A 24,733-nucleotide genomic window follows, 5' to 3' on the forward strand; every position below is an offset into this window, starting at 1 on the left:
CCCCTAGCCGCGGAACCTGAGCACGGTGGTGAACCCCGCCGCGCCGTCGGCGAAGCCGGTGCCGACCAGCGTGATGGTGGGTTCCTTGCGTCCGAAGCCGACGGAGTACCAGCCCAGCGGCGGGCCGGTCTCGCCGCGATGCGCCCGCCATGACAGCTCCCCGGGCAGGTCGAGCACCGCGGAGCGCCCCTCGCCGTCCCGGATCCAGGTGAGCACTGCCCGGTTCCCCACCAGGTCCGCGGCGATCGCCGGGCCGAGGTGGAACGCCAGCTGCACGGACCGGCGCGGGCCGCGTACCTCGTCAACCACCCTCAGTTCCCGGCTCGCGGCCGTCAGCTCCACCAGGCGGCGGTGCACGGAGCGCTGGTAACCGTCGTGCTCGGCACACCAGCGGGCCACACCCTCGTCGGTTGTGTCCGCGGCCAGGACGCGACTGTGGGCATGCCGGGTCCAGAGGAACGGGCCACCGGAGACGGACTGGTCACCGCCGTCCACCTGCAGGGTGTTGTGGCCGAGGGTCGACCGGAAGTACTGCCGCCACTCGGGTTGGCCGTGGTAACAGAACGTCCCCGGGTCGGCGAGCACGTCGACCCCGTCGTGCCGGACCTCCACGGACAGCGCGTCCGCGTGGGCATGCGCGGCGATGGACAGGAATCCGTGCGGACCACCGTCGCAGCGGCACCAGATCTCCTCCGGACCGCGCAGGATGGTCATGCCCGCGTCGGCGAAGTGCCCTGGTCGGCTTGCCGGGCGGGTCACGGCCGGTGCGGTTCCCTTGTCCGCGTACGGCCGGATGAGCGCGGCCAGCAGCGGGGTGCGTACATCGGTGCCGGCCACCTCCGGCCACCAGGCGAGCCGGCCGAACACGGCGTCCCCGGTGGCCAGCAGCGAGGCCCAGCGGTCGGTGCCCGCGCCGTCCACGACCAGACCGTGCCCGTCGTCCGCGTCCCCCTGGCGCGGCGGACGTAACCGGCTGTCCACGATGGCCGCGAGCGCGTCGGTCATCCGCAGCAGCACCAGCCGGACGGACGCCGGGACCGGCACGCCGGCGGCATCCGCCTCGGCCACCGCGGCCAGGCCGAGCTCCAGCACCAGTCCGTGATACTCGGTGGCCAGCTCGCGGTTGAGGCCGGAGCCGAAGGTGTTGCTTCGCAGATGCCGCTCCAGCGACCGCAGCGCGCCGGCTCGCCAACGCGCCGAGGAGGGGAACCACCCGAACGCGCAGGCTGCGGCGAACTGCCCGGCGGCCTCGGCGATGACGTGGTTGTTCGCCGAAGACCCGCGGCTGGGGAAGGCGGCCAGCCAGCGCTGGTGGTGCCAGATCTGGCTCAGTGCCACCGGGTTGTCCTCGAACAACCCGGCCGCGCCCGGCCAGCCGTCGAGCAGCCGACGGATCCACACCCAGGACAGCAGCCGGATCCCCAGCTCGATGCCGCTGATCCAGTGCACGCCGCGCAGCGGTGGGTTGGCCGCCCACCACAACCGCAGGTGCTCGGCCACTCGCTCGGCGTACCGCTCGTTCCCGGTGATCGCGTAGGCGGCGGCGAGCACGGTGAGGTACTGATGCCGGGACAGCTCCCAGATCTGCTTGATGTCCCCGACCGCGTCCTCGTTCCGGTACGGCACGTCGAAGGCGTAACCCCACGGGGCCCGGCGCCCGGTCTTCGGGTCGCACCACCAGTCCGGGTCGGCCATGTCGTCGCGGACCACCCCGAAAAACTCGGCGTGCCCGTACATCAGCCGGTCCGCCTCGGCGATGAGACGCTTCGCGGCGTCCGGGGGTACGGCGGCGATCGTCCCGTCGGGCAGTACCGCGGTGAACCGGGCGCCGGTCACCCTCGGGCAGTCCGGCCGCGCCGACCGCCACCGCCGCCTGCGCACCGCGTCGCCCACCCGGCCGCCGACCTCCCGCGGTCCCATCCGGGACAGGCGCCGCAGGTACCAGCCCGCACTCCCCGAGATCACAGTCATCGCGCCCTCGCCAACGTCACCTGCGCACCGCTGGCCAGGCTTGCCTGCACGGCGAGGGTGGCCGCCGTGGTGGCGACCAGCGACTCCAGCGGCACCGGCATCGGCCCGCCGGTCCGCACGGCCTTGACGAACGCGGCCAGCTCGGCGTTCTGGCCCTTGTCCCGGGCCTTGGGCAGCCGGGAACTGACCCACCGTTTGCGGCCGTACACCGAGGCACGGACGAAGTCATCGAGCCGCAGCGCACGGCCGTCCGCGACCAGGTCCAGCGTCTCCTTGGGGAAGCCGGCCGGGCCGGTGGTGACGTAGCTGATGGTGGCGGTGGACCCGTCCGGGTAGCGCAGCACGACCTGCAGGTCCTCGTTGCCGGACGTGGCGGTCGCGTACACCGAGACCGGGTCGGCCTCGAGCAGCCAGCTCGCCGTGTCGATGAAGTGTCCGCCCTCGCCGGCGAACCGCGAGCCCTCGGTGCCTTGTCGGAGGTACCAGCTGCCGTGCTGCAGCCGGCCCGCGTTGACCAGGTAGCGGAGGTGCGCCGGACCGCTCCGGGCGCCGAACCGCTTGCTGGCCTCCTGCAGCAGCGGCGCGAACCGGCGGTTGAAGCCCACCTGCAGCCGGTCGTTGCCGGACTCCTCCACCGCCGCGAGCACGCCGGCCAGCTCGTCCTCGGTGAGCGCCAACGGCTTCTCCACGAACACGGTCTTGCCGGCCAGCAGTGCCTGCCGGGTCAGTTCGGCGTGCGAGCTGTGCCGGGTGACGACGAACACCGCGTCGATGGACTTGTCGCCGAGCACGGCGTCGAGATCGGTGGTCGCCTCGTCGAAACCGAACTTCCGCTGCGCGTTGGCCGCGGACAACGCCGTCGTGGTGACGACCGTCGACAACTTCACGCCTTCGCGCTGTGCCAGGTGCGGCAGCAGCATCGACGTCGCGTAGTTCCCCGCGCCGACGAATGCGAGACGCACCGGCGAACTGGCGGCCCGGGCGGGACTCCGCTTCACGTCCACCGCGGGCACGGCCACCGCCGTGGTCTCCAACTCGGCCTTTTCGGCCTCCTGTTCGGGGTACCGGAACAGCACGGCCACGGCCTTCAGGTCGCCGTCCTTCAGACGTTGGTACGTCTCGACGGCGTCATCGAAGTCGGCGACGTGGGAGACCAGGGGTTCCACGTCGACGCTGCCGCGGGCGAGCAGATCGAGGAAGCACGCCAGGTTGCGGCGCTCGGTCCAGCGCACGTAGCCGATCGGGTAGTCGCGCCCCTCGAGCTCGTACTCCGGGTCGTAGCGCCCGGGGCCGTAACTGCGGGAGAACCGGACGTCGAGTTCCTTCTCGTAGTACGCGTTCCACGGCAGGTCCAGGCGGCACTTGCCGATGTCCACGACCCGGCCGCGGTCCCGGCAGAGCCGGGCGGCCAGCTCGACGGGCTGGTTGCTGCCGCCGCCGGCGGCCAGGTACACCTGGTCCACGCCGTGACCGCCGGTGAGTTCGGCGACGGAAGCCTCCACTGTCGCGGACGCGGGATCGCCGCAGGCCGCGGCGCCCAGGCGCTCGGCGAGCTCGCAGCGCACCGGGTCGGGGTCGACCCCGACGACGCGGACTCCCGAGACGGTGAGGAGCTGCACCACCAGCTGCCCGATCAGCCCGAGGCCGATGACCAGCGCCACTTCGCCGAGCTGCGGCTCGCCCTGGCGGACGCCCTGCAGCGCGATCGACCCGACGGTGCCGAAGGCCGCGTGCCGCGGCGCGAGGCCGTCCGGCACCGGGGTGTAGAGGTTCTTCGGCACCCAGTTCAGTTCGGCGTGCAAGGCGTGCTCGTTGCCGGCGCAGGCCACGAGGTCGCCGACCTTCACATCGTCGATCCCGGCGCCGACCTGCTCGACCACCCCGCACAGCGAGTAGCCCAGCGGTGTGTAGGAGTCCAGCTTGCCCATCACCTTGCGGTAGGTGGCGGGCACCCCGTTGGTGGCCACGCTCTGCATGACCTTGGCCACCTGGTCGGGCCGGGAGCGGGCCTTGCCCAGCATCGACATGCCGGCCTCGGACACCTTCATGAGCTCGGTCCCGGTGGAGATCAGCGAGTAGGCGGTGCGGACCAGCACCCCGCCCGGCTTGCACCCCGGCACCGGCACGTCGAGCACCGCCAGCTCGCCGCTCTTGTAGTTCTGTACAACCTGCTTCACCCGAACTCCTCTGATTCCTAAGCCGTTAACCGAGTGCTCTGGCCGGACCCAGAGGTCGCGTCGCGATACCAGTACTCGAGGGTCAGCACATGCCACAGATGCTTGGAGAAGTCCCGCTGCCCGGCGGCGTCCTCGGCGACCATCCGCGCCAGCGCGTCGCGGCGCAGGAACCCGGAGCGGACGAGCTCGCCGTCGTTGACCACCTCGCGCACCAGCGGTGCCAGGTCCCGGCTCATCCAGGCGCGCAGCGGGGCGCTGAACAGGCCCTTGGGCCGGTACACGATCTCCCGGGGCAGGATCGAGGTGGCCGCCTCCTTGAGGACGGCCTTGCCCTGCCGTCCGACGATCTTGCGATCGCCGGGCACGGCGAACGCCGCCTTGACCACCTCGACGTCCACGTACGGCACCCGCACCTCGGTCGACGCGGCCATGCTCGACCGGTCCGTGTACGTGAGGTTCAGGCCCGGCAGGAACATCCGGGCGTCGCCCAGGCACATGCGGTTGACGAAGTCGTCGAGGTCGTTGTCCTGGTAGATGTCCGCGTGTTCCGTCAGCACGTCCTCGACGGTCCCGGCCAGGTCCGGATCGACCAGGGCGAGCAGCTCGTCCTGGTCGTACATGGTGTAGCTGCGCCGGAACGCGGTCTCCTCCGGCAGATCGGCGAAGGAGAGGAACCGCTTCGCGAAGCGCACCGACCGGTACCCCCGGCGGGACGTGGCGACCGGCAGCCGGTCCACGGCCGCGGACACCCCGCGCCGCAGGGGCCGCGGGACGCGCTGGTAGCGCAGCGCAAGCAGGTTGGCCAGGTGCTTGCGGTACCCGGCGAACAGCTCGTCGGCGCCCATCCCCGAGAGCATCACCTTGACCCCGGCCTCCCGGGCGGCCGAGCAGATCAGGAAGGTGTTGATCGCGGCGGGGTCGCCGATCGGCTCGTCCAGGTGGTACGTCATCTGCGGCAGCAGGTCGAGGACATCCGGAGCGATCTCGATCTCGTGCAGGTCGACGCCGAACCGCTCGGCCACCTGCCGGGCGTAGCGCAGGTCGTCCGGCATCGCCTCGAACTTGGCGTCCTCGGCGCGGAATCCGATCGTGTAGGCGGAGATCCCGGGTTGGCCGCGGGCCGCCAGCGCGGTCAGGTAGCTGGAGTCGAGGCCGCCGGAGAGGAAGGTCGCCACGGGTACGTCGGAGAGCAGATGCTGCCGGGTCGACTCCTCGATGACGGCAGCAAGGTCCGGCTGCTCGCCGGCCCGCGCTCGCTCCCGGCCCTCGGCGGCGACGTCCTTCAGGTTCCAGAACCGGCCGCGCTCCACCCGGCCGTCGGGCCGGCACCGCAGCCAGGTCCCCGGCGGCAACTTCTCCGCTTCGCGGAACGCGCACCGCGAGTCCGGCACCCAGTAATACAGCAGCGAGGCCACCAGCGCCGCATGGTCCACCTCCAGCTTGCCGCCGGTCGCGAGGGCGAGGGCCTTCAGCTCGGAGGCGAACACCAGGCCCGCGCCGCGCCGGAGCAGGAACAGCGGCTTGATGCCCAACTGGTCGCGAGCCAGCACCAGTTCACCGGTGCGCTCGTCGAAGATCCCGAACGCGAACATGCCGCGCAGCCGGGGCAGGCAGTCCGTGCCCCAGCGCCGCCAGGCCTCCAGGAGCACCTCCGTGTCGGAGGTCCCGCGGAAGCGCACCCCGGCTGCCTCCAACTCGGCTCGCAGTTCGGGCGCGTTGTACAGCTCGCCGTTGTACGTCAGGGCGAGGCCGCCCGAGACCATCGGCTGGGCGCCGGTCTCGGACAGGTCGATGATGGCCAGCCGGCGGTGCCCGAGGTGCACTTCGCCGTCACCGGCGGGGTGGCTGTACCGGCCCGCCCCGTCCGGGCCGCGGTGGGCGAGGGTATCGGTGAGCCGGTCGGTCACGACCTTCCCGTCCGGCCATCGGTACGTGCCTGCGATGCCACACATGTCCTACCGCGCCTCCTGGTCGTTGTCCGGGACCCGTGTGGCCCACATGGGCAGCCGCTCCGTCCGCCGCCGGCCCGTCCCCTTCTGCCGGGCCGACCGCTCGCTGTGGCCCCGCAGCGCGATGTGCAGCCCGTCCCACAGCGTGCCGTCGGTCCGGTCGCGCGGATCGGGGTCGATCAGCACCACACCGATCACCGGAATGCGCTGGTCCGCGAGCTGCCGCGCCACGGTGTGCAGCCATGCGGCGCTGCCGTGCCCGGCACGCACGACGAGCACGGTCTGGGTGCCGAGGTACTGGAGGTCGGTCCACGCCGTGCCGGGCGCGACCGAGCCGACGCCGAGCCGGCGCCCCTGATCCGGCACGGCCGCGGCACGCTCGCCGCTGACCACGGTCGGGTCTCCTGGTTTCGGACGGCGGCCTGCGAGCTGCGGGCCGGGCAGACCGTCGATGACGACCACGGGCTCCTCCACCGCCAGCGCCCTGGCGACGTTCAGGGCGATCTCGCTCGTGCTGCGCGCACAGCCCAGTTCCAGCAGCGACACCGGTTCCGCGGAGTCGCGCACGGTGCGGGCCAGGGACGCGGTGAGCCGTTCGCGTGCCACCCGGGTCCGTCGGCGCTGCCACAGCCTGCCCGACCGGCGGGGCAGCTCCGCGATGACCGAGGCGCCCAGGTTCGCCGCGATGTCCCGGCGCAACACGGGGCGGTCCGCCACCACCGTGCCGACCGCGGCCAGCGCGAGCCCGATGACGAGCCCGAGGACGAGCCCGATCGCGGCGTTGGTGACCGCGGCCATGGGCAGGGACTGCCGCACCGCGCGCGGGGCGTCCACGATCTGCGTGCCGGAGATGACCCTGGGCGTGCCGGTGCGCGCCTCCGCGGCGCGCTGGTCGAAATCGGCGATCCGCGAGACGAGCTCGGCCCGGCGGGCGAAGAGCGACTCGGTGCTCGCCGACGCCTTCGGGTCGGTCCCCGGCGATCGGTCTCCGATCGCCTTGTTGACCTGGGCGAGCTCGTCCCGCATGCGGTCACGCTGGTCGAGCAGGGCCTTGGCCTCGGCCGTCGCGGCGTCCCGCATCCGCCTCACATGGTCCGCGACGAACGCGTCGGCCAGCGCCTTGGCCCGGGCCACCGCTTCCGCGTCGCTGCCACCTGTCACAGTGATCTGCAGCAGGTTGTTGGTCAAGCCGGTACCCCGGTAGTCCGGCATGAAGTCTTCCGGTTTTTCCGGGGACTTGAGGGATTGCAGGGCCTTTTCGGCGATCCGCGTGGTCCCCAGCAGCTCGACGTCGGTGCGGATCAGCGTTCCGGTGTCGTTCGGCTGGTCCTCCTGATGCGCGACCAGCACCTTGGTCACCGCGGTCGGCGGCGGCGGCATCAGGACCGCCACCGCCGCGCCGGCCAGCAGTCCCAGCAGCGCCATCGCACACCAGAGGCGGCGGCGCCTGCGCACCGCCACCACCAGCGCCTGCAGGTCAAGGAGGGGAGTGGCGGCCGACGACTCCGCAGTCTTGCCCGTCGTCACACCGAACCTCCCGTCGCAGGGCCGCGCACCGCGAGAGCCAGAGTGGCCTCGTCCGGAGGACGTTCGGCCGTTCGCGTCGGACGGGCCCGGACCGTGCCGGCGACGACGATGCCGACGACCTCATGCCTGCCGTCCGCACACGCCTCGGCGATGCCGGCGAGCTCCTCCGCGGTCCAGCTGCCCGCGCTGAGGACGACCAGGGCACCGGACTCGGTGTCGCGGTCCGGCACCATCGGCCGGTCCGCCGAAACCTCCACCACCCGCAGCAGTGGATCGCCCTTGGCCTCGGTGACGAGCTGCCCGGCGGCCCGGCGGGCGATCTCGTCGCCGTCCGGTACGACAACCAGCAGCCGCCGTGGGGCCGGCAGCTGGTCCCGGAGGCGAGCGCACACCCGCCGGTAGCGGATCCGTCTGCCGGCCTCGTCGCCGGACCTCTGCGGGGTCGGTACGTCCCACCGGGTGTCGACGCCGAGGAGCCGGCGGATCCAGGCCCGTGGGCCACTGCCTTCCGGCCGGTGTGCGCGCCCTTCATCAGGCACGTCGACGGTGCCAAGGAGCACCGAGTCCAGCGCCGCGGCGATCTCCGGTTCGGTGCGCAGTCGGCGATTCATCCGTGCGGCGACGAGATGGCCGATGACCGCGAGCAGGAAGAACAGCAGCGCCCCGGCGAGGATGAGCTGCATCCTCGTCGGCGGCGCCGCGCCGGTCGGCCGGGCTGCCGGCCCCATGACGACCATGCCGGCCTTGTTGGTCGCCGGGTCGGCCTCGTCCAGCTTCTTCATGGCCTCCTGCAGCGACGTACGCAGCTTCTCGAGCTCGGTGCGGGCCTGCACGCCCTCCACGGTCTGCCCCGGATCGGCCGCATGGGCCAGGTCGGTGATACGGCGGTTGGTCTCCGCCACCTTCTGCCGCAGCGCCTCGGACCCCGTAGCCGCTCCGTCGTCGGTGCCGCTGCCCGTGATCTGCGCGGCGAATTGCACGAATTGCTGGGCCACCCGGTCGGAGAGCTGCTGCGCGCGCTCCGGGGTGTCGGCCGTACCCGAAATCGTGATGATGTTCCCGTCGGCGGCCTTGGCGCTCACGTGGTCCCGCAGCTCGGTGCCGCTGACGCCGGACCAGTGGAGAGCGGCTGCCGCACGGTCGACCACCGCCGAACTGGTCGCGATGTCGACCTGGGTCAGCAGCTCGCGCTCCTCCCACTGCCCCGGCAGCAGGACCGATGCAGACGCCGTGTACCGCGGCGGAATCAGCACCGAGGTGCCGTAGCCGACGAGCGCGCCCAGCACGGCGACGATGGCGAGAAGCCGCCACCGCCGACGGAGAATCCGTCCGATCGTGACCAGGCGGATCGTGTCATCGCTCAACGGTGCGGCCTCTTCCCTGTGCGGACGGGGTCGCCCGCCGACACCGGAGTGTGGTCACGGCACGCAGCGGCGTAGGCGGCGAGCAGCGACGCTTGCGAGTTCCGCCAGGAAAGGTGCCCGCTGATCCGCTCCTGACCGATCTTGCCCATCCGGGCCCGTTTCTCCGGATCGTCCAGCAACACCGCGATGAGCTTGGCGAATTGGGCCTCGTCGTTGGCGGGCGCGTAGACGGCGGCGTCACCGGCGGAGACGCGCGCCTCCTTCAGGTCGAACGAGACGATCGGCCGGCCCATCGCCATGTACTCCAGGACCTTGTTCATGGTCGACACGTCGTTGAGCGGATTGCGAGGGTCGGGCGAGAGGCACACGTCCGCGGTGGACAGGTAGCGCACCAGGTCGGCGTCCGGAATGCGCCCGGTGAACTGCACCTGCTCCGTGAGCCCGAGCCGCCGGGACAGCTCCACCATCGCGTCGAAGGCGTCGCCGGAGCCGACGAACACCGCATGCCAGTCGGTCCGCCCGAGCTCCTCGCGCAGCTTCGCAAGGGCGCGCAGGGCGTAGTCGACCCCGTCCTGCGGGCCCATGACGCCCAGATAGCACAGCAGATGAGGCTTGCCGCGCTTCAACTCCGGCTCGGGCGGCACCGGTTGGAACCGGTCGATCTGGGGTGCACTGCGCACCACGAAAACGTCCTCAGGGCGCCGACCGCCACGGCGCATCGCGACGTCCCGGTAGCTCTCGTTCGTGGCGAGCACGATGTCCGCGGCCCGGTAGGTCCGCCGTTCCAGCGCGCACACGGCGCGGTAGAGCAGATCCTTGCCGCGGTCGAACCGGGAGAGGTACAGCTCGGGCACCAGGTCGTGCTGGTCGAAGACGAACCGCGCGCCGCGCCGCTTCAGCCACAGCGCGGGCAGGAACAGCAGGTCCGGCGGGTTGCACGCGTGGACCACGTCGACCGGGCCGACCTTCCGGGCCAGCCGGACCGTATGCCACAACGCCGATCCGTACTCCCGCAGATAGCCGGCCGGTCCTCCGGTGGCCGCGCGCAACGGGTAGCGGTGGATCCGCACCCCGTCGATCAACGCCTCCGGCTCCGTGTCCCGCTTGCTCCCCCGGGGACAGATGACATGCACCGTCCAGCCCGCGTCGCGCAGCGTCGTGCACTCCTGCCATACCCGCCGGTCGAACGGCACCGACAGGTTCTCCACCAGGATCAGCGCGCGCCGGCCCGACCCGTCACCGCTGATTGCATTACCAGGCAAGGCCTATGTACCCCGGTTCGGCCCGGCGCGCCTCGGCGTCGGGAAGGCGGATGAGGTCGACGATCACCGGCCCGCCGGCGCCGCCATGGGGCAGCGCCGACAGCACTGCCGGATCCCTGGTGCCGACCAGGCACACCTCGGCGTGCTCGAGCACCTCGTCGACGGAGTCGGCAAGCAGCTGCGCGAGGTGCGGCAGCCGGGTCTCGATGTACTCGCGGTTCGCGCCGATCAGCCGGGAGAGGCTCACGTTGGCGTCGTAGATCCGCAGGTCGTAACCCTTGCCGAAGAGCCGCTCCGCCAGCTCGACGAGCGGGCTCTCGCGGAGGTCGTCGGTGCCGGGTTTGAAGGACAGCCCGAACAGGCCCACCCGGCGCTTGCCGGTGCGCTCGACCAGCTCCACCGCGCGCTGCAGATGGTCGGAGTTGGAGGGCAGCACGTGGGCGAGGATGGGCACCGAGATGTCGGCCCGCTGCGCCGCGTGGACCAGGCTGCGCAGGTCCTTGGGCAGGCAGGAGCCACCGAAGGCGAAGCCGGGCCGCAGGTAGGCGGGGCTGATGTTCAGCTTGCGGTCGGCCAGGAACACGTCCATCACCTGGTGCGAGTCCACCCCGAGCGCCTGGCACACCGCGCCCAGCTCGTTCGCGAAGCCGATCTTGAGGCCGTGGAACGCGTTGTCCGCATATTTGATCGCCTCGGCCGTCGGGACCGGCACCCGGAACACCTCGCCGGGCAAGCCGTCGTACAGCGCCATCACTGCATCGCCGCTTGCCGGGTCGAGCTCGCCGATGACGGTCTTGGGCGGGTCGAAGAAGTCCCGCACGCTCGTGCCCTCGCGCAGGAACTCCGGGTTGACCGCGACCCCGATGTCCACCCCGGCCGTGCCGCCGACGTACTTCTCCAGGATCGGTACGAGCAGGTTCAGGCAGGTGCCCGGGAGCATGGTGCTGCGGAACACGACGGTGTGCCGCCCACCCCGCTCGGCCAGCGCCGCGCCGATCTGTTCGGTGACCCGCTCCAAGTACGTGGTGCACAGGCTGCCGTTGGGCTCCGACGGCGTGCCCACGCAGACCAGCGACACCTCGCTGCCCATGATCGCCTCGCGGACGTCGCCGGTGGCGCGTAACGCCCCGGTCCGTACGACCTCGGCGATGAGCTCGCCGATCCGCTCCTCGACCACCGGGGCCTTGCCGTCGTTGACCAGGTCGACCTTCACCTGGTTCACGTCCACGCCGATGACCTCGTGACCCATGCTGGCCAGGCACGCGGCCGACACACAGCCCACGTAGCCGAGCCCGAAAACGCTGACTCTCATGCCCCGTCTCTCCCCCCAGGCAGGCCCTTGCGGCCTGCGGTCCACGCGCCGGTCGGACGACCCCCGCGCATCAGTACGCCCCCTGCCCGTGGAGCACTGCACGCAGCGTCTTCCACAAGATCACTGTGTCCAGGGCGAGCGACCAGTCCTCCACGTACCGCAGGTCGAGGCGGACCGCCTCCTCCCACGGCAGGTCGCTGCGTCCGCTGATCTGCCACAGGCCGGTGAGTCCGGGCTTGACCAGCAGCCGCCGCCGGATGTCCGGGCCGTACGCAGCGCACTCCTCCGGCAACGGAGGCCGCGGACCGACGAGCGACATCGATCCGGTGAGCACGTTGAAAAGCTGCGGGAGCTCGTCGATGGAGTACCGGCGCAGCACCGCTCCCACCCGGGTCACCCGCGGATCCCGGCGGAGCTTGAACAGCAGGCCGGCGCCCTCGTTGCGGTCGGCCAGCTCGGCACGTGCCCGGTCAGCCCCGGCGACCATGGTGCGGAACTTGAGAATGGTGAACTCGCGCCCGTCCTTGCCGACCCTGCGCTGGCGGTAGAACGCCCCACCCCGACTGTCCACCAGCACGAGCAGCCCGACGAACACCATCAGCGGCGCGAACAGCATCAGCAGGATCGCTGCGCCCATCCGGTCGACGACCCCTTTGACCGCCCGGCGGCCCCCGGTGAAGGTCGGCATGCTGACCCGCAGCAGCGGGATCCCGAGCACCGCGTCGACGTGCAGCCGCGGGCCGGCCACCTCCATCAGCACGGGGGCCACGACCATCTCGGCGTCGCTGCCTTCGAGGTTCCAGGCCAGCCGCTGCAGCCGGTCCGGTGACCAGTGCGGGTCCGGTGTGACCGCGACGACACGGTAGCCGTCGCGGCGGACGTGGCCCGCGACGTCCGCCAGTCGGCCGACGACCGGCACTCCGTCCAGTTGGTCACCGTCGAGCCCGAGACCGTCCGTCGTGCACACCGCATCCACCCGCCAGCCGAGGTGCGGGAACTTGCGGGTCCGGGTGATCAGGTCGCGCACGGTGGCCAGGCTCCCGGCAGCGAGCACCGGTCTCAGGCACCGTCCTTCCTTCCGCTGTTTGTGCAGCCAGAGGCGCAGCAGATATCGCGCGGTCATGGTGATGAGCGCGATCGCGGGGATCGCGACGAAGATCCAGAGCTTGATGTTGCGCGAGGTGAGGGCGATCCCGCCGAGCGCCAGTACGACGGTCGCCGTGAACAGTGAGCGTCCGAGCCGGCGGAATTCCTCGGCGCCCTGGCCGAGGACGGCCGGAGCCCACGACCGGCTCACCGCAAGCGCCCCCAGCACCAGCAGCTCGGTGCCGAATGCGAGAATCCCCCACTTCTCGTGCCAGTTGGCCGCGTCCCGGGCCCCGAAGAAGTTGCCGATCGCCGCCACCACGAAGGCGGTGGCCACGGTATCGCTGGTGATCACGGTACGGCGGTACCGCTGCTCCCAGTCGATCGCGGGCTGTCTGATGGAGCCGTTCGCCAGACGCCCGCCCGCTGACGGTAACGGGCTGACTAATCCCCCTCGCCGCACAGAACCCCCCAGGTCCCCAGTGGCTCGACGTGTTCGCCCAACACTGTTCCTCCCCCCGGGAGGCCCCCGCCCCCCGCACTGTTCCTCCCCTCGGGAGGCCCCCGCCCCCGCGCCGCGCTGTTCCTCCCCTCGGGAGGCCTGTCCCGCGCATGACATCCCGGCTACTGCAGAGCTGCTTGAACAACCCACCCTGGCGGCAGACTTGCATGTCCTGCCGGCCTCTCGAGGCGCGCCGGAACCCGTCGAAACCTCGGGTGCTCTCCGTACCCGAGGCCCCCTCTCGGGCTCCAGGAATTGATCACTCCCGCGTCTGGCGCCGGGGGCGCGACTGCGGGCTTTCCGTAGTGCCGGACCTACAGATCATGATTGGTCGCCTCGTGTCCGAACGGCTGAAGCACGGTCAATCTAGACCATCGGGGCCAGTATGAAGAGGGGGATGTATGTAATTTGTGCTCAAGTTGTGAGGCTGGATCCATCGATCGGCGACCGCCTACGGGTGCCTTGACGCCACCGCGCGCTCCAGCACCTCGCGGGCGTGCCGCTGTGGGTGCCCGAGGCGCACGGCCTGATCGTGTCGGTGTCCGGCGGCATGTCCAAGGGCGAGCGCAACCGCCTCAGGGTCCCGGTGCGTGGCGCGATGTCGGCCCAGGTGAGTGCGTGGCGGTCCTGGAGCGTGCCGGTAAAAGCTCCTGACCTGCTGTTTCAGGTGGTGTGCGTGATGTACGGTGTGGGCGTCACGGGCGATTTCTTGACGCACGAGGCGCACTCGTGACGCACGTTCTGACTGATTGTCAGGGAACTTGATGCGGTGCCGTCCGGCGACGAGCCCGGCGCTGGCGGAAAAGCGCGTGGGATCACCGGTCCGAGCTCGTCGGCGCAGACGGCTGCCGCACCGTCGGGCGGGCAGGTGCAGAGCTCGTTGATTCTGGTCCTTTTCCCTCGACCAGACCGACGATCTGGGAGCGTTCCGTCTCGGTGATCCGCCGCTTGCGGCCCTGACCGCCCATATCCTCCAGGCCGTGAAGGCCCGAGCGGTTGAAGCGGTGCAGCCGGCGGGGGACCGTCCTGGGGCTGAACTTCAACTCAACCGCGATGGCAGGCACTCGCTGTCCGGACCAGCTCAACTCAGCCATCCGAGCCCGCATCACCAGATCGCCCGGCGCCTTGCGTGGTCGCGCCAGGCGATGCACGACCCGTTGTCGTCCTCGTCACGGCTCGGCCGCGCTTGTGACACCACCGAAAGGAGGAATTCAGCACCAGGCCCTTCACCCGGCCCGGCCGCTGTCTCACCATGACCACCTGCATGCCGGAGTTCAGCGCAAGCGGCCTTCGGCAAGCTCGTCGAGGAACGGCCGGGGAGCCGGGGTCAGCCTGCGGCGCTCAGCGGCTGACGGCCGGTCCGGTCGTGGTTCCGGCCCTGGAAGGTACGCCGGTACACGGCGGGTGAGACGCCGATTGCGGCGGCCAGGTGCTGGCGCAGCGAGGAGGCGCTGCCGAACCCGGCGTGTTCGGCGACCCGGTCTACCGGCAGATCGCTGGACTCCAGGAGCCTGCGGGCGAGTTCGAGCCGCTGGGCGGTGAGCCACTGGCCGGGGGTCTGGCCGGTCTCGGCGAGGAAACGACGGCTGAAGGTGCGCACGCTCATGCCCGCCTGGGTGGCCAACTGGGCGAGCTTGATGGGCTGGTGGAGCTGCCGGAGGGCCCACTCGCGGGCCCCGGCGGTGTCGCTGCCGGTCGCATCGGGGACGGGTCGGGCAATGTACTGGGCCTGTCCGCCGTCGCGCCACGGCGGAACGACGCATAGGCGGGCCACCTGATTGGCGATCTCGCTGCCGTGGTCGTGGCGGATCAGGTGCAGGCAGAGGTCCATCCCGGCGGCGGCGCCGGCCGAGGTGAGTACGTCGCCGTCGTCCACGTAGAGCACGTCGGGATCGAGCGGGGTCCGCGGGTGCAGCTCGCGGAAGCGCTCGGCGTGAAACCAGTGCGTGGTGGCGGGCCGGCCGTCGAGCAGCCCGGCGGCGGCGAGGACGAAGGAGGCCGTGCAGATCGACACCATGCGTGTACCGGGCCGGAGTTGGGCCAGCGCGGCAGCGACCGGCTCGGGCAGCGGGTCGCTGGCGCCGATCGGATCGTCGATGGCCGCCACGATCAGGGTGTCGGCGGTGGCGATCACGCTCGCGTCGTGCTCGACGGCGATCGAGAAGTCCTCGCTGGTGCGCACCGGCTGACCGTCCGGGGTGCAGGTGATCACCTCGTAGAGCCGGTTGCGGTCCGGGCCGAAGGCGAGGCCGAACGCCTTGGCGGGGATGCCGAGTTCGAAGGGGACGACGCCTGGGAGGGCGAGGACGACGACGCGGTGCATGGCTTGCTGCATGGCCAGATTCTCTCACTCGTTGGCGATCTGGCCACTCGTTTCGGGTGCTCGGCGGCGCCACGCTGTTGATCAACCGCGAACGAGATGGGGAGTGAATCCGGATGGCGGAGAAGATGCTGGCCGTGGCCTTCGAAGAGCCGGGCGGGCCGGAGGTCCTGAAGGTCGTGGAACGGGAGCGGCCGGTACCCGGTCGGACGGAGATCCTGGTCCGGGTGCACGCGGCCGGCGTCAACCCGGTGGACTGGAAGACCCGGGCGGTCGGTGCCCTGTACGTCCCTGGTGACGGCATCGTGGGGTGGGACGTCTCGGGTGTGGTGGAGGCCGTCAGCGTCGGCGTGACGCTCTTCCGGCCAGGTGACGAGGTGTATGGCATGCCGGCCTTCCCGCGGATGGTCGGCGGCTATGCGCAGTACGTGGCCGCTCCGGCACGCCACTTCGCCCCCAAGCCGGCCGGACTCGACCACGTGCAGGCGGCTGCCCTGCCGCTGGCCGCGCTGACGGCCTGGCAGGCCCTGGTGGACATGGCCGCCCTGCACGAGGGGCAGCGGGTCCTGGTGCACGCCGCGGCAGGTGGCGTGGGGCACCTGGCGGTGCAGATCGCCAAGGCGTACGGCGCGTACGTCATCGGCACGGCCAGCGCGGGCAAGCACGAGTTCGTGCGGGGGCTGGGTGCGGACGAGGTGATCGACTACACGGCGGTCGACTTCGCCTCGGTGGTCTCCGATGTGGATGTGGTGATCGATCCGATCGCCGGGGACTACCAGGAGCGCTCGCTGTCGGTGCTGCGCGACGGTGGCACGTTGATCACCCTCCCGGCCCGCGAGACCGAAGCGCTCGCCTCGGCTGCGGCCGCGCGCTCCATCCGCTCGGGCTTCATGCTGGTCGAGCCCGACCGGCGAGCGCTGTTGGCCATCACGGAGTTGGTCGAGACCGGCAAGCTGAAGGTCCACGTCGACGCCGTCTTCCCGCTGGCGGACGCCGCCAAGGCTCACGAGCTCGGTGAAATGGGGAGGACCACGGGCAAGTTGGTGCTCACCGTCGACTGATACCCCGGGCCTGAGCACCGCCCAACGAAACGCGCCGGCCCAACTTCCCGGGTCCATGCATTGCAGGACCCCGACGAACAAAGAGGTCTCTTGTCGTGGCAAGTAGTCAGCAATCAACTAGTCCGCCGGTAGCGGCCCCGAAAGCTGACGCCATTCCGTGGTTGACGATAGCGGTTGTCGTGGCCGCCCTGTTCATGGCGGTCCTTGACTCGTTCATCGTCGTGGTCGCCGACCCCGCGATCGAAGCGGACCTGCATGCCTCCGCCAGCGATGTCCAGTGGATTCTGGCGGGTTATCAGCTGAGCTACGCGGTCTTCATCATTACCGCTACTCGCCTGGCTGACCTGTACGGCCGCAAGCGGATTTTCCTTCTCGGGGTGGCCCTGTTCACTCTGGCATCAGTCGCTTGCGCCCTGTCACCGAATGCAGGCAGCCTCATCGCCGCGCGTGTCATCCAGGGCCTGGGAGCCGCCCTGATGGTTCCCCAGGTGTTCGCGTACGTCACGGTGCTGGTGCCGGCGGCGAGGCGACACAGCGTCTACGGCGTGCTCGGCATCGTCATGGGCATGGCCACCATCGGCGGACAGCTCATCGGCGGACTGCTGATCGGCGCCGACCTGTTCCACTCCGGCTGGCGTCTGGTGTTCTGGGTGAACGTGCCGATCGGAATCGTCCTGTTCCTGCTCACCGTGCGATATGTGCCGGAGACAGGCTCAGCCGCCACCCGCAAGCTGGACATGCCCGGCGTCCTGGTACTCAGCGTGGCCCTCTTCCTCCTGGTGCTCCCGCTGATCCAGGGGCAGCAGGCAGGCTGGCCAGGGTGGGTCTGGGCTTGCTTCGCGGGCAGCGCGGTCGCGTTCGGCTCGTTCGTCGCGGTCGAGCGGGGCCTGGAACGGCGGGGCGGGGATCCGCTGGTACCGCTGACGCTTTTCCGGCAGCGCTCGTTCTCGCTCGGGATCATTCTCGTCCTCGCCCTGTACGCGCTGATCTACTCGTACTATCTGGCTTTGTCGGTGACGATGCAGCAAGGCCTCAACATGTCGGCGCTCGGCGCGGGCCTGGTCTATGCGCCGGCAGCCACCGCATTCTTCGTTTTCAGCATGGTGGCGAGCCGGACCATCCCGAAATATGGACGACGTGTCCTCGAGATCGGGGCGGTCATCTTGGCAAGCGGTTACCTGGCGACCGGCCTTTTGCTGGTGTCCGGCCCGCGGATCACTCCGCTGCTCGTGATCCCCACGCTCATTGTGCAGAGCGTCGGTGGCGGACTGGTCATCACGCCGGCGCTCAACACGGTGCTCAGCCGCGTCAAGCCGGAGTCGGCCGGTGTCGCGTCAGGGGTATTGTCCACGGCCCAGCAGTGTGGCGGAGCGCTAGGCGTTGCCGTTATCGGAGCGGTCTTCTTCAGCTCGTTCCATCCCTCGACAGTCGGCAGGGTTGCCGCCGCCGGCCACGCCTTCGCCGTCGCGTCCTTCGGGGTGTTCGTCATCGCTGTCATCGCGGGCATGGTCGTCTTCCTTCTGCCGAAGGCGCCGGCGGCCCAGGCCTGAGAGCTCCCCACCTCGGCATTTCATGACGGCTCGTCAGTCCAGCTGGCGGGCCGTTCCGGCTTGTCGGGTGTGATCGGGCAGCGCGGATGCCCGGCTGTCGCGTCGGGTGGGCGCCGGGTTCCAAGGATCCGGACGTGGTGGTGTTGCTCGTAGGGGCGGAATGCTGCTGGTCAGCCAGGGTTCGGCAGAGCCTCGAGCCGGTCGAGGGTGTCTGTGATCACGCCGGTCCAGGGCCAGTGCTTCGCGAGGCGAAGGATGCGGCGGCGGCCGGTGGTGACGCTGGGCGGCAGCCGCAGCCGCAGGCGGCGGGGCTCCCGCAGTCGGGCGCCGCCGGTGAGAGCGAGCATCGGCATCCAGGCCGGCAGGTCCAGGGCGATCTGGACGATCTCCAGCCGGACCTGGTTCTGCGCGGCGTCGTGCAGGGGCAGGTTGCGCAGGCCGGTGGCGCGGGCGGCGCGGATGCGGTCCTCGGCACGGGCCCGCTGGCGGTGGCGTGGCTCCGGATCGGCGATCGGAATGTTCTCGGTGTTGGTGACGAAGCACGTCAGCTGCATCCCGCCGGCGTCGGTGAAGCGCAGTGGGGCGCCGGGGCGTGAGCGTTCCTTGCGGACGATCAGCCGCATCCCTCGGGCCGGCTCTTGAGGCAATCGCCGGTAAGTTCGGTGACCCAGGCGCCGTCGCGGATCTCGCCGTCCGGTTCGACGGCTGGTGTCCAGGCGGTAGCGGGGGTGTGCAGGGCCGCATGGTGGATGGCGTCGGGATTGGTCATGCCGACCGAGTACGACAGCCACCGGCCACGGGCGGACAGCCAGGTGACGAACTCGTGGGTGCCGCCGCCGGAATCGCAGCGGATCAGTGTCTGCCGTCCGCGCCGGTAGCTCTTGGGCAGCTGGGCCAGGGCGAGCCGGGCGGCTTCGATGTGGTCGGCGGCGGTGTTGGAGCCCGCATTGCCGGGCCGCAGCAGCTCCACCACCGGTTCCCCGGACCCACCGTGCCCGTGGTCGACGAAGCCCGTCAGCGGGTGGTGGCCGAAGGTCTTCTTCCAGGTCGTGGCGGCGTCCTGCTTGTCGGAGTGCGCGATGACGAGTACGCCGTCCAGGTCCACGACCCACCGACCCGAACACGGCCGGCTCGGCCCGCAGCATGCCCACATCGGCCAGGCAGTCCCCGCCGAGTGCGATCGTGAGCGCGATATCCGGCAGGACCTTGCTGCAGCGCACGGTCGACTGGCTCGTGGCCGACCTTTCAGTCGGACCGCTGACCACGTCGGCTGGGGGCGCCCTGACCGCGCATCAGGTCGTCGTGCTCAGCTGGCGCAGAAGACGAAGCGCACCTGCTCAAGGTGCGCGAGTCTCTCGGGGAGCCCAGCCGTTTCTGTAACTGCGCCGTCCGGTCGTCAGGCCGCCGCTCGACCGGCCAGATCCGACCTGCTCACTCCACTACGCGACCACGTGAGACGCCGGAGTCCCACGACCACCCTGCCGGCAAACCGCAGGCGCATGCGGGGGGTTAACCCCATGTCGGGGCTCATCGAAGGTCTTGTAACGTCATCGCAACGGCGGATTCGATCACAGGTCCGACCTGCGCATTGACGACACTGCCGACGTGCTCGGCGACTTGTGCACTACGGGGGAGATTCTCTTGCACCAGCGGCTCCGCTTTCTCGCGGCTGCGTCCGTGACCGTGATCGTGGCAGGAGAGCTCGGCGCGTGCGGTGCGCTTGACGACAAGACCTTCGAGGATGACCACACCGTCTCGGAGAAGATCACTTCGGTACGACTCGACAACAAGGACGGCGGGGTCGAGGTACGCGGCACCAAGGGCGCCACGAACGTGTTGGTCCATCGCAAGGTCGACTACCAAAACGACAAGCCGGAATCACCGACCTACCGCGTCGAGAACGGCGTCCTGGTGCTCGCCGGCTGCGGCCACGACTGCTCGGTGAACTACACGGTCGACGTGCCGGCGAGCCTGCCGGTGACCGGCTCGACGACGAACGGAGAGGTGGACCTGTCCGCCGTGGGCGAGGTGAAGGTGTCCACCAGCAACGGGGACGTGACCGTGGACGGCGCGACTGGGCCGGTCAACCTGCGCACCTCGAACGGCCAGGTCGAAGCGAAGGGTCTGAAGGGCGGCGGGGTGAGGGCCGAGACGTCCAACGGGTCGGTCTCCGTCAGCCCGGCGGTGGCCCAGAACGTGTGGGTGAAGACCTCCAGCGGCAATGTCACCGTCACGGCGCCCACCGGTCCCTATCGGGTGTCCACCGACATCAGGAGCGGCAGCCGTCACATCTCCGTTCCCACCGACCCGTCCGCCAAGTACGCCTTGGACCTGAGTACATCCAGTGGAGACATCACGGTGAAGGCCGCATGATGGCCTTCCGTCAGGCTTGTTCCGGCCTCGAACGGCGGTGCCCCGCGCTTGTCCGCCACCGCTGCCCGGCCACCGACAGGCCGAGCCTGCGGTTCGAACCAGGCTGCCCACCTGGGCATTCACCGGACGCTGAGGCGGCCTCCGTCTGATCATGTGCTTCGACCAAGGTGCACGTGACCACGACGAAGGCCGCCAGAGTGCTGCTGCCTGAAGCTGTTCCAGGGGAAGCGTTCGCGCAAGCGTCAGGCTTTCGCGACGAGTTTTACGCGTGTCTGCCCACGAGAGACGATGGGCTGTCAGACGGCCTCGACCAGAGCCTTTCTTGTGGATCACGTGACAGGCTGTCCTGTGGCGGCGTCCGGGGCACTGGTCAGCGGCCTGGCGGCCTCCATCAGCACTTGCCAAAACGAATCTTGGTCGTGAATGATCACGCCCGGCGGGCGTGGTGAGCTGACGGTGGTGTGTGGCCCGTCTCACTGCCACACACCCGCCTCATGTTGAGGCCACTTTCATCAGCGGGAATTTCAGGGGGAACCATGCCTACTCAGGATGCCATGGGCACGTCAAGCGGGTCGGATGTGCGGGCGACGCAGGTGGAGGAACGCCCGCTGCCGCCTGCCCGGTCCCGGGGCAGCGCCGTAGGTGGCTGGGTCCTCACCATCGTGCTGAACGTGGCGGCGCCGATCTTCACCTACAACGCCCTGCGTGATCAGGGGTGGAGTGAGTTTGCCGCGCTGCTGGCAAGCGGTGCCTGGCCGGTGCTCGACAGTGCCGTGCACCTTGCGTGGCGGCGCCGCCTCGATGAGTTCGCCATCGTGACCCTGGTGTTCCTGGTCATCACGGCTGTCGTCTCACTCGTCGGCCCCCACTCGGCCCGGGCCCTTCTGGTCAAGGACTCGGCCGTCACCGGTCTTTTCGGCCTGCTGTGTCTGGCGTCGCTGCTGGCGCCGCGACCGCTCATGTTCTACTTCGGCCGCAAGTTCGCCACCGACGGCACCACGGCAAGCACCTCTTGGTGGAACGGTCTCTGGCAGTTCGAAGGGTTTCGCACGACCACGCGGACGATGACAACGGTCTGGGGCGTGGCCTACTGCATCGAGGCGGTGGTCCGCGTTGCGTTGGCCTCCGCGCTGAGCATCGACACCATGGTGACCCTCAGCCCGATCCTGATCTACGGCGTCCTCGGCAGCCTCATCCTGTGGACGACCATGTACGGCAAGCGGGCACGGCGCAGAGGCGAGGAGCGTGCCGCCGCGGCCACTGCCCAGGGCTAGGCGGTTTCGTTCGGATCGGTCGGTCGTTGGTCGGGTGTTGCCGTTAACAGATGACAGTGGGGGAGGGCCGAGCCGTTACCTCCAGACCGGAACGCACTGCGTGTATCTGCCGGAGAGGTACGGCAACGGGCGGGGCGCCTGGAACCGGCTGCACATGTGGGCCGTCGACGGCACCTGGGAGCGGGTGTTCACCGCGAAGATGGCCGTGGGCCGCGTCGGTGAACTCCGCGACTCGCGCGGGCTCACCAGCACGCGGCCGGCGCCCGTAAAGAGGGGTCCGGTCGGCGAACGGGACCTGCTGCACCATCCCGGACAAGGCCGATCAAGCCTCAAAAGGCACCGCGCCGTGGCCACGAGATACGACTGTGAGGATGTCGGAGTGCCGCCTTGGGCGGTGGGTCTGGCCCGCGATACGACTGCCCTGGTGCCTTGCGTTCGATCTGCCGACTGCTGTCCGAGGCGGTACATGCTGCCACCGTGCACAGGCCCGCAGGCGGCATCCCGCCATACGCTCCGGCAGCGTCGCTGGGCTTGTGCGTGCCAGTTGCCGACTTCGTGTCGATGCCGGTAGTGGGCCTGTGCTCCGGGCGATGAACGCAGGGAGGAGAAGGCCGAGGATAGCCGGCGTGGTGGAGCCGGTTGTTCTTGACCATGCGGCGTCCGACGTAGTGTTTCTTGTCGGAGGCGCGGGTGATCGGTGCGGATCCGGCGTACGCCTTCAGGCCGCGGCGCCGGTGAAGCGGTTGACCGACGGACCGGTGGAGACGATGCGTCTGCATCCCCCGCCGGACTGAGCAGTACAGGGCCGCAGGCGGCATCCCGCCATACGCTCCGGCTCCTGGCCAAGCGGATCCTGCATCTCACCGACGGTTAGCAGTCCGATGGGTGATCCACATCACACCAACTCGGATGGGGTCCGCGCGGGGGCGGAGCTCTGCTCGACGGCAGACCGTGCCGTCGGCGGCCCGCTCGGCAGCCCGATGTCCTGCGGAGATCGGTACGTCCGTTCCCTGGCGTCGCGCGAAGCATCGCGGTTTCTGTTGCGCGTATCCGAGCCGACGGGACAGCCGACCGGTCCGCACCCCGGCCCGCCGGATGAGGTGACGGGCCGGGGTGCGGACCGTCAAAGGCCGAGGCAACGACTCCATCATGATAGCTACGACCGGGGCGCCTGTCCGTTCTCTCCTCGACCGCGCCCAAGTTCCGCGCGGACCGTCAGGCGGGGTCTCAGGACTCTCGTCCGCAGGCCGGGACACAGCACGAGGACCATGGCAAGCGAGACGAGGAAGCCCAACTGGGTCACGTTGGTCTCCTGCAGCGCTCTGCCCGTGCCTGCGGCCGCGAGGACCGAGACGACGCCCCGCCCAGTTGACTGCCTCCAGCTGGTCGGCTCGGCCTTACGGCTCCGCCGTTCGTGGCTCAGGAGGAGGCGTGACGCCGGCAATTTCCTCAGCACCCGATCGGGGCGATCGCCGCCGTGCGAGATCTCGGTGTGGAACTGCGGCCTGTGGCGGGCGGTGAGCCGATTCGCCCCTGGATGATCTACCTCGCTGAGGGGCGGGCCAGCTTTCGGTACTGACCCGTGTTCGTCATCTCCTGTGTGTGCGTGCACTCGGGATGCCCAGGTCGACGGGCGGTCGCGTGGCTCGGCGTTGGGTCTCGTCGCGCTTGGCGCGGAGGAAGGTGAGGGTGAGGTCGATGCCTTCCTGGGCCCGCCGTCGCATCTTCATCCATCCCCCTCGGCGACTGAGCCCGGATCCGACGCACCGACCCCAGCCGCGCATCCCCACTCGGCTCCCTGAGGCGGCCTCTGCTGAACCGGCCGCTCACGAACCCGACCCTGCCGAGTGGCTGATCCTCGTACGCACGGGCCACCAGGCCCTGACTGTGGCTCAGATACTCACACTCACCCTGACCGACGCTGACCTGCCCATCTGCGACTTCGGCCTCGGCGGAGCACACCGCCCCCTCGGCGACCTCACCCACGCTGCCATCGCCCGCTACCTGGACTATCGGCATCGCAGATGGCCACGAACGGCCGATCCGCACCTGCTGATCACCCAGCAGACCTCGCTCAGCGCTACGTCGACGCCTTCTACGGCTGTGCTGAATCCTCGGCCCCCGAGTAGTGGCCGCACCGGGGTGAGAAGCTGTGTCACAACCTCTTTGCCCAGATCGCGGCGCTGTGAAGGCGGCAATTCCACAGCAGCGGAGGGATCTTCAGGCGGCTGCTGCGAGGGGAGCCGGCTGCTGCTGCAGATGGCGGTGCGGTCGGGCCAGGCGGCGCGCCATGAGAGTGATGAACGCCCACTGGATGTGTGCTGCGGCCTGGGACATCTCGCGCTCGCAGTTCCTGGCATGGTGCTGGGCCCGCGTCGTCCGCAACCCAAGGACAGTCCTCGACGTCGACGCAGACTCATCCGTTCGGACTTTTCGGACTGGCTGGCTCTGCACAACCTTTGTTAGCTGGTGCGGAGAAATGTCAGCGATGCATTCAAGGAGCGGATGATGCGTCTGATCAGTTTCCTGACCGCCATGGTCGGCGCGGTTGCCCTCCTCCTGGGGAGTGCGCCAGCAGCCTCGGCTGATGCCGACAACTGCGTCCTGACCATCGCGATCCCCCTCTGCCTGGGTGGTGGAGGCGTTTGACCTGGGTCTTGCCCCGCCAAGGGAGAGGGAGCCCTGCCTGACGGAACGGAACCCGCAGGGTAGGGCTCATCCGGCCGGTGCCGGTTTCCGGCCCCAGCCGGTAATGCTGAACTCGTGGCCCCCAGAGAGGCATGGAGGCGAAACGGTACTCAGGGTCGAGCGCGTCCTTCCGCACGCTCGACGCCATCGGCCGGTCCGGCTCGCGAAGATCACCTCCGCGCGGGCGAAGGTCCGCGCCCGCGTCCACGACCTGCTCGACCTGCGCCCGGGCGGTTTCCCCTGGGTACACATGGACAGCCGCCCACTGATCGAGGCCAGGCCCAACCCCACCCGAAGGAGCCGACCCACAGCTAGAA

The 24,733-nt window shown here is 69.9% G+C and carries 16 protein-coding genes and 2 pseudogenes; 6 read left to right on the forward strand and 12 right to left on the reverse strand.

The features are described 5' to 3' along the window. Positions 1–3 precede the first annotated feature (3 nt). The 8 genes from AQI88_RS35660 to AQI88_RS35695 all read right to left on the reverse strand — a co-directional run bounded on the left by AQI88_RS35660 (position 4) and on the right by AQI88_RS35695 (position 13,111). Entirely contained in the window at positions 4–1,971 is a 1,968-nt protein-coding gene (locus tag AQI88_RS35660; protein WP_067007759.1) for an alginate lyase family protein, read from the reverse strand. Beyond that, positions 1,968–4,148 (reverse strand): bi-domain-containing oxidoreductase, encoded by a 2,181-nt coding sequence (locus AQI88_RS35665; RefSeq protein WP_067007762.1) that lies wholly within the window; start codon positions 4,146–4,148, stop codon positions 1,968–1,970. The genes AQI88_RS35660 and AQI88_RS35665 overlap by 4 nt, the downstream gene beginning before the upstream one ends. 17 nt (positions 4,149–4,165) lie before the next feature. Continuing rightward, positions 4,166–6,100: an asparagine synthase (glutamine-hydrolyzing) gene (gene asnB, locus AQI88_RS35670; RefSeq protein WP_067007764.1), complete on the reverse strand. Its 1,935-nt coding sequence runs from the start codon at positions 6,098–6,100 to the stop codon at positions 4,166–4,168. A gap of 3 nt (positions 6,101–6,103) precedes the next feature. Continuing rightward, positions 6,104–7,624 (reverse strand): Wzz/FepE/Etk N-terminal domain-containing protein, encoded by a 1,521-nt coding sequence (locus tag AQI88_RS35675; RefSeq protein ID WP_067007767.1) that lies wholly within the window; start codon positions 7,622–7,624, stop codon positions 6,104–6,106. After that, positions 7,621–8,988 (reverse strand): Wzz/FepE/Etk N-terminal domain-containing protein, encoded by a 1,368-nt coding sequence (locus tag AQI88_RS35680; protein WP_067007770.1) that lies wholly within the window; start codon positions 8,986–8,988, stop codon positions 7,621–7,623. Before AQI88_RS35680 ends, AQI88_RS35675 begins: the two co-directional genes overlap by 4 nt. Further along, complete coding sequence (locus tag AQI88_RS35685) at positions 8,985–10,250, reverse strand: glycosyltransferase family 4 protein (protein ID WP_067007773.1); 1,266 nt, start codon at positions 10,248–10,250, stop codon at positions 8,985–8,987. Before AQI88_RS35685 ends, AQI88_RS35680 begins: the two co-directional genes overlap by 4 nt. Continuing rightward, complete coding sequence (locus AQI88_RS35690; RefSeq protein ID WP_067007775.1) at positions 10,240–11,562, reverse strand: nucleotide sugar dehydrogenase; 1,323 nt, start codon at positions 11,560–11,562, stop codon at positions 10,240–10,242. Before AQI88_RS35690 ends, AQI88_RS35685 begins: the two co-directional genes overlap by 11 nt. Positions 11,563–11,632: 70 nt before the next feature. Next, positions 11,633–13,111, reverse strand: coding sequence for a sugar transferase (locus AQI88_RS35695; RefSeq protein WP_067007778.1), 1,479 nt, complete (start codon positions 13,109–13,111; stop codon positions 11,633–11,635). A 535-nt stretch (positions 13,112–13,646) separates the two neighbouring features. On the opposite strand from AQI88_RS35695, the gene AQI88_RS47170 reads away from it, so the two are divergent. Then, a complete protein-coding gene (locus AQI88_RS47170; RefSeq protein ID WP_067007781.1) occupies positions 13,647–13,883 on the forward strand; it encodes a hypothetical protein in 237 nt (78 codons plus the stop codon). Positions 13,884–13,965: 82 nt separating this feature from the next. Here AQI88_RS47170 and AQI88_RS44035 read toward each other — a convergent pair whose 3' ends face one another. Together AQI88_RS44035 and AQI88_RS35705 are read right to left on the reverse strand one after the other, a co-directional pair. Further along, complete coding sequence (locus AQI88_RS44035) at positions 13,966–14,256, reverse strand: helix-turn-helix domain-containing protein (protein WP_317933067.1); 291 nt, start codon at positions 14,254–14,256, stop codon at positions 13,966–13,968. Positions 14,257–14,477: 221 nt separating this feature from the next. Next, positions 14,478–15,485 carry a GlxA family transcriptional regulator gene (locus AQI88_RS35705; protein WP_079058015.1) on the reverse strand — a complete coding sequence of 336 codons (1,008 nt, stop codon included), beginning with the start codon at positions 15,483–15,485 and terminating at the stop codon, positions 14,478–14,480. 101 nt (positions 15,486–15,586) lie between these two features. Here AQI88_RS35705 and AQI88_RS35710 point away from each other — a divergent pair, with 101 nt between their 5' ends. Both AQI88_RS35710 and AQI88_RS35715 read left to right on the forward strand, forming a co-directional pair. Beyond that, positions 15,587–16,531, forward strand: a complete 945-nt coding sequence (locus tag AQI88_RS35710) for an NADP-dependent oxidoreductase (RefSeq protein ID WP_067007785.1) — start codon at positions 15,587–15,589, stop codon at positions 16,529–16,531. A 179-nt stretch (positions 16,532–16,710) separates the two neighbouring features. Continuing rightward, the gene (locus tag AQI88_RS35715) at positions 16,711–18,081 is read left to right on the forward strand and encodes an MFS transporter (RefSeq protein WP_244184474.1); all 1,371 of its coding nucleotides are present in this window, start codon (positions 16,711–16,713) and stop codon (positions 18,079–18,081) included. A gap of 170 nt (positions 18,082–18,251) precedes the next feature. Here AQI88_RS35715 and AQI88_RS35720 read toward each other — a convergent pair. Continuing rightward, positions 18,252–19,289, reverse strand: a pseudogene (locus tag AQI88_RS35720) (IS1380 family transposase); the annotation flags it as partial. Between the two features lie 433 nt (positions 19,290–19,722). Here AQI88_RS35720 and AQI88_RS35725 point away from each other — a divergent pair. Next, the gene (locus AQI88_RS35725) at positions 19,723–20,454 is read left to right on the forward strand and encodes a DUF4097 family beta strand repeat-containing protein (protein WP_079058016.1); all 732 of its coding nucleotides are present in this window, start codon (positions 19,723–19,725) and stop codon (positions 20,452–20,454) included. 536 nt (positions 20,455–20,990) lie between these two features. Then, positions 20,991–21,728: a VC0807 family protein gene (locus AQI88_RS35730; protein ID WP_244184475.1), complete on the forward strand. Its 738-nt coding sequence runs from the start codon at positions 20,991–20,993 to the stop codon at positions 21,726–21,728. A gap of 522 nt (positions 21,729–22,250) precedes the next feature. Here the strand turns inward: AQI88_RS35730 and AQI88_RS48065 are convergent. Then, positions 22,251–22,509: pseudogene (locus AQI88_RS48065) on the reverse strand (transposase); the annotation flags it as partial. Positions 22,510–24,233: 1,724 nt separating this feature from the next. Between AQI88_RS48065 and AQI88_RS46235 the strand changes: the two are divergent. Further along, a complete protein-coding gene (locus AQI88_RS46235; protein WP_159050473.1) occupies positions 24,234–24,377 on the forward strand; it encodes a hypothetical protein in 144 nt (47 codons plus the stop codon). The last annotated feature ends 356 nt before the right edge of the window (positions 24,378–24,733 follow it).

The sequence above is a fragment of the Streptomyces cellostaticus genome (assembly GCF_001513965.1).
Taxonomy (GTDB): Bacteria; Actinomycetota; Actinomycetes; order Streptomycetales; family Streptomycetaceae; genus Streptomyces; species Streptomyces cellostaticus.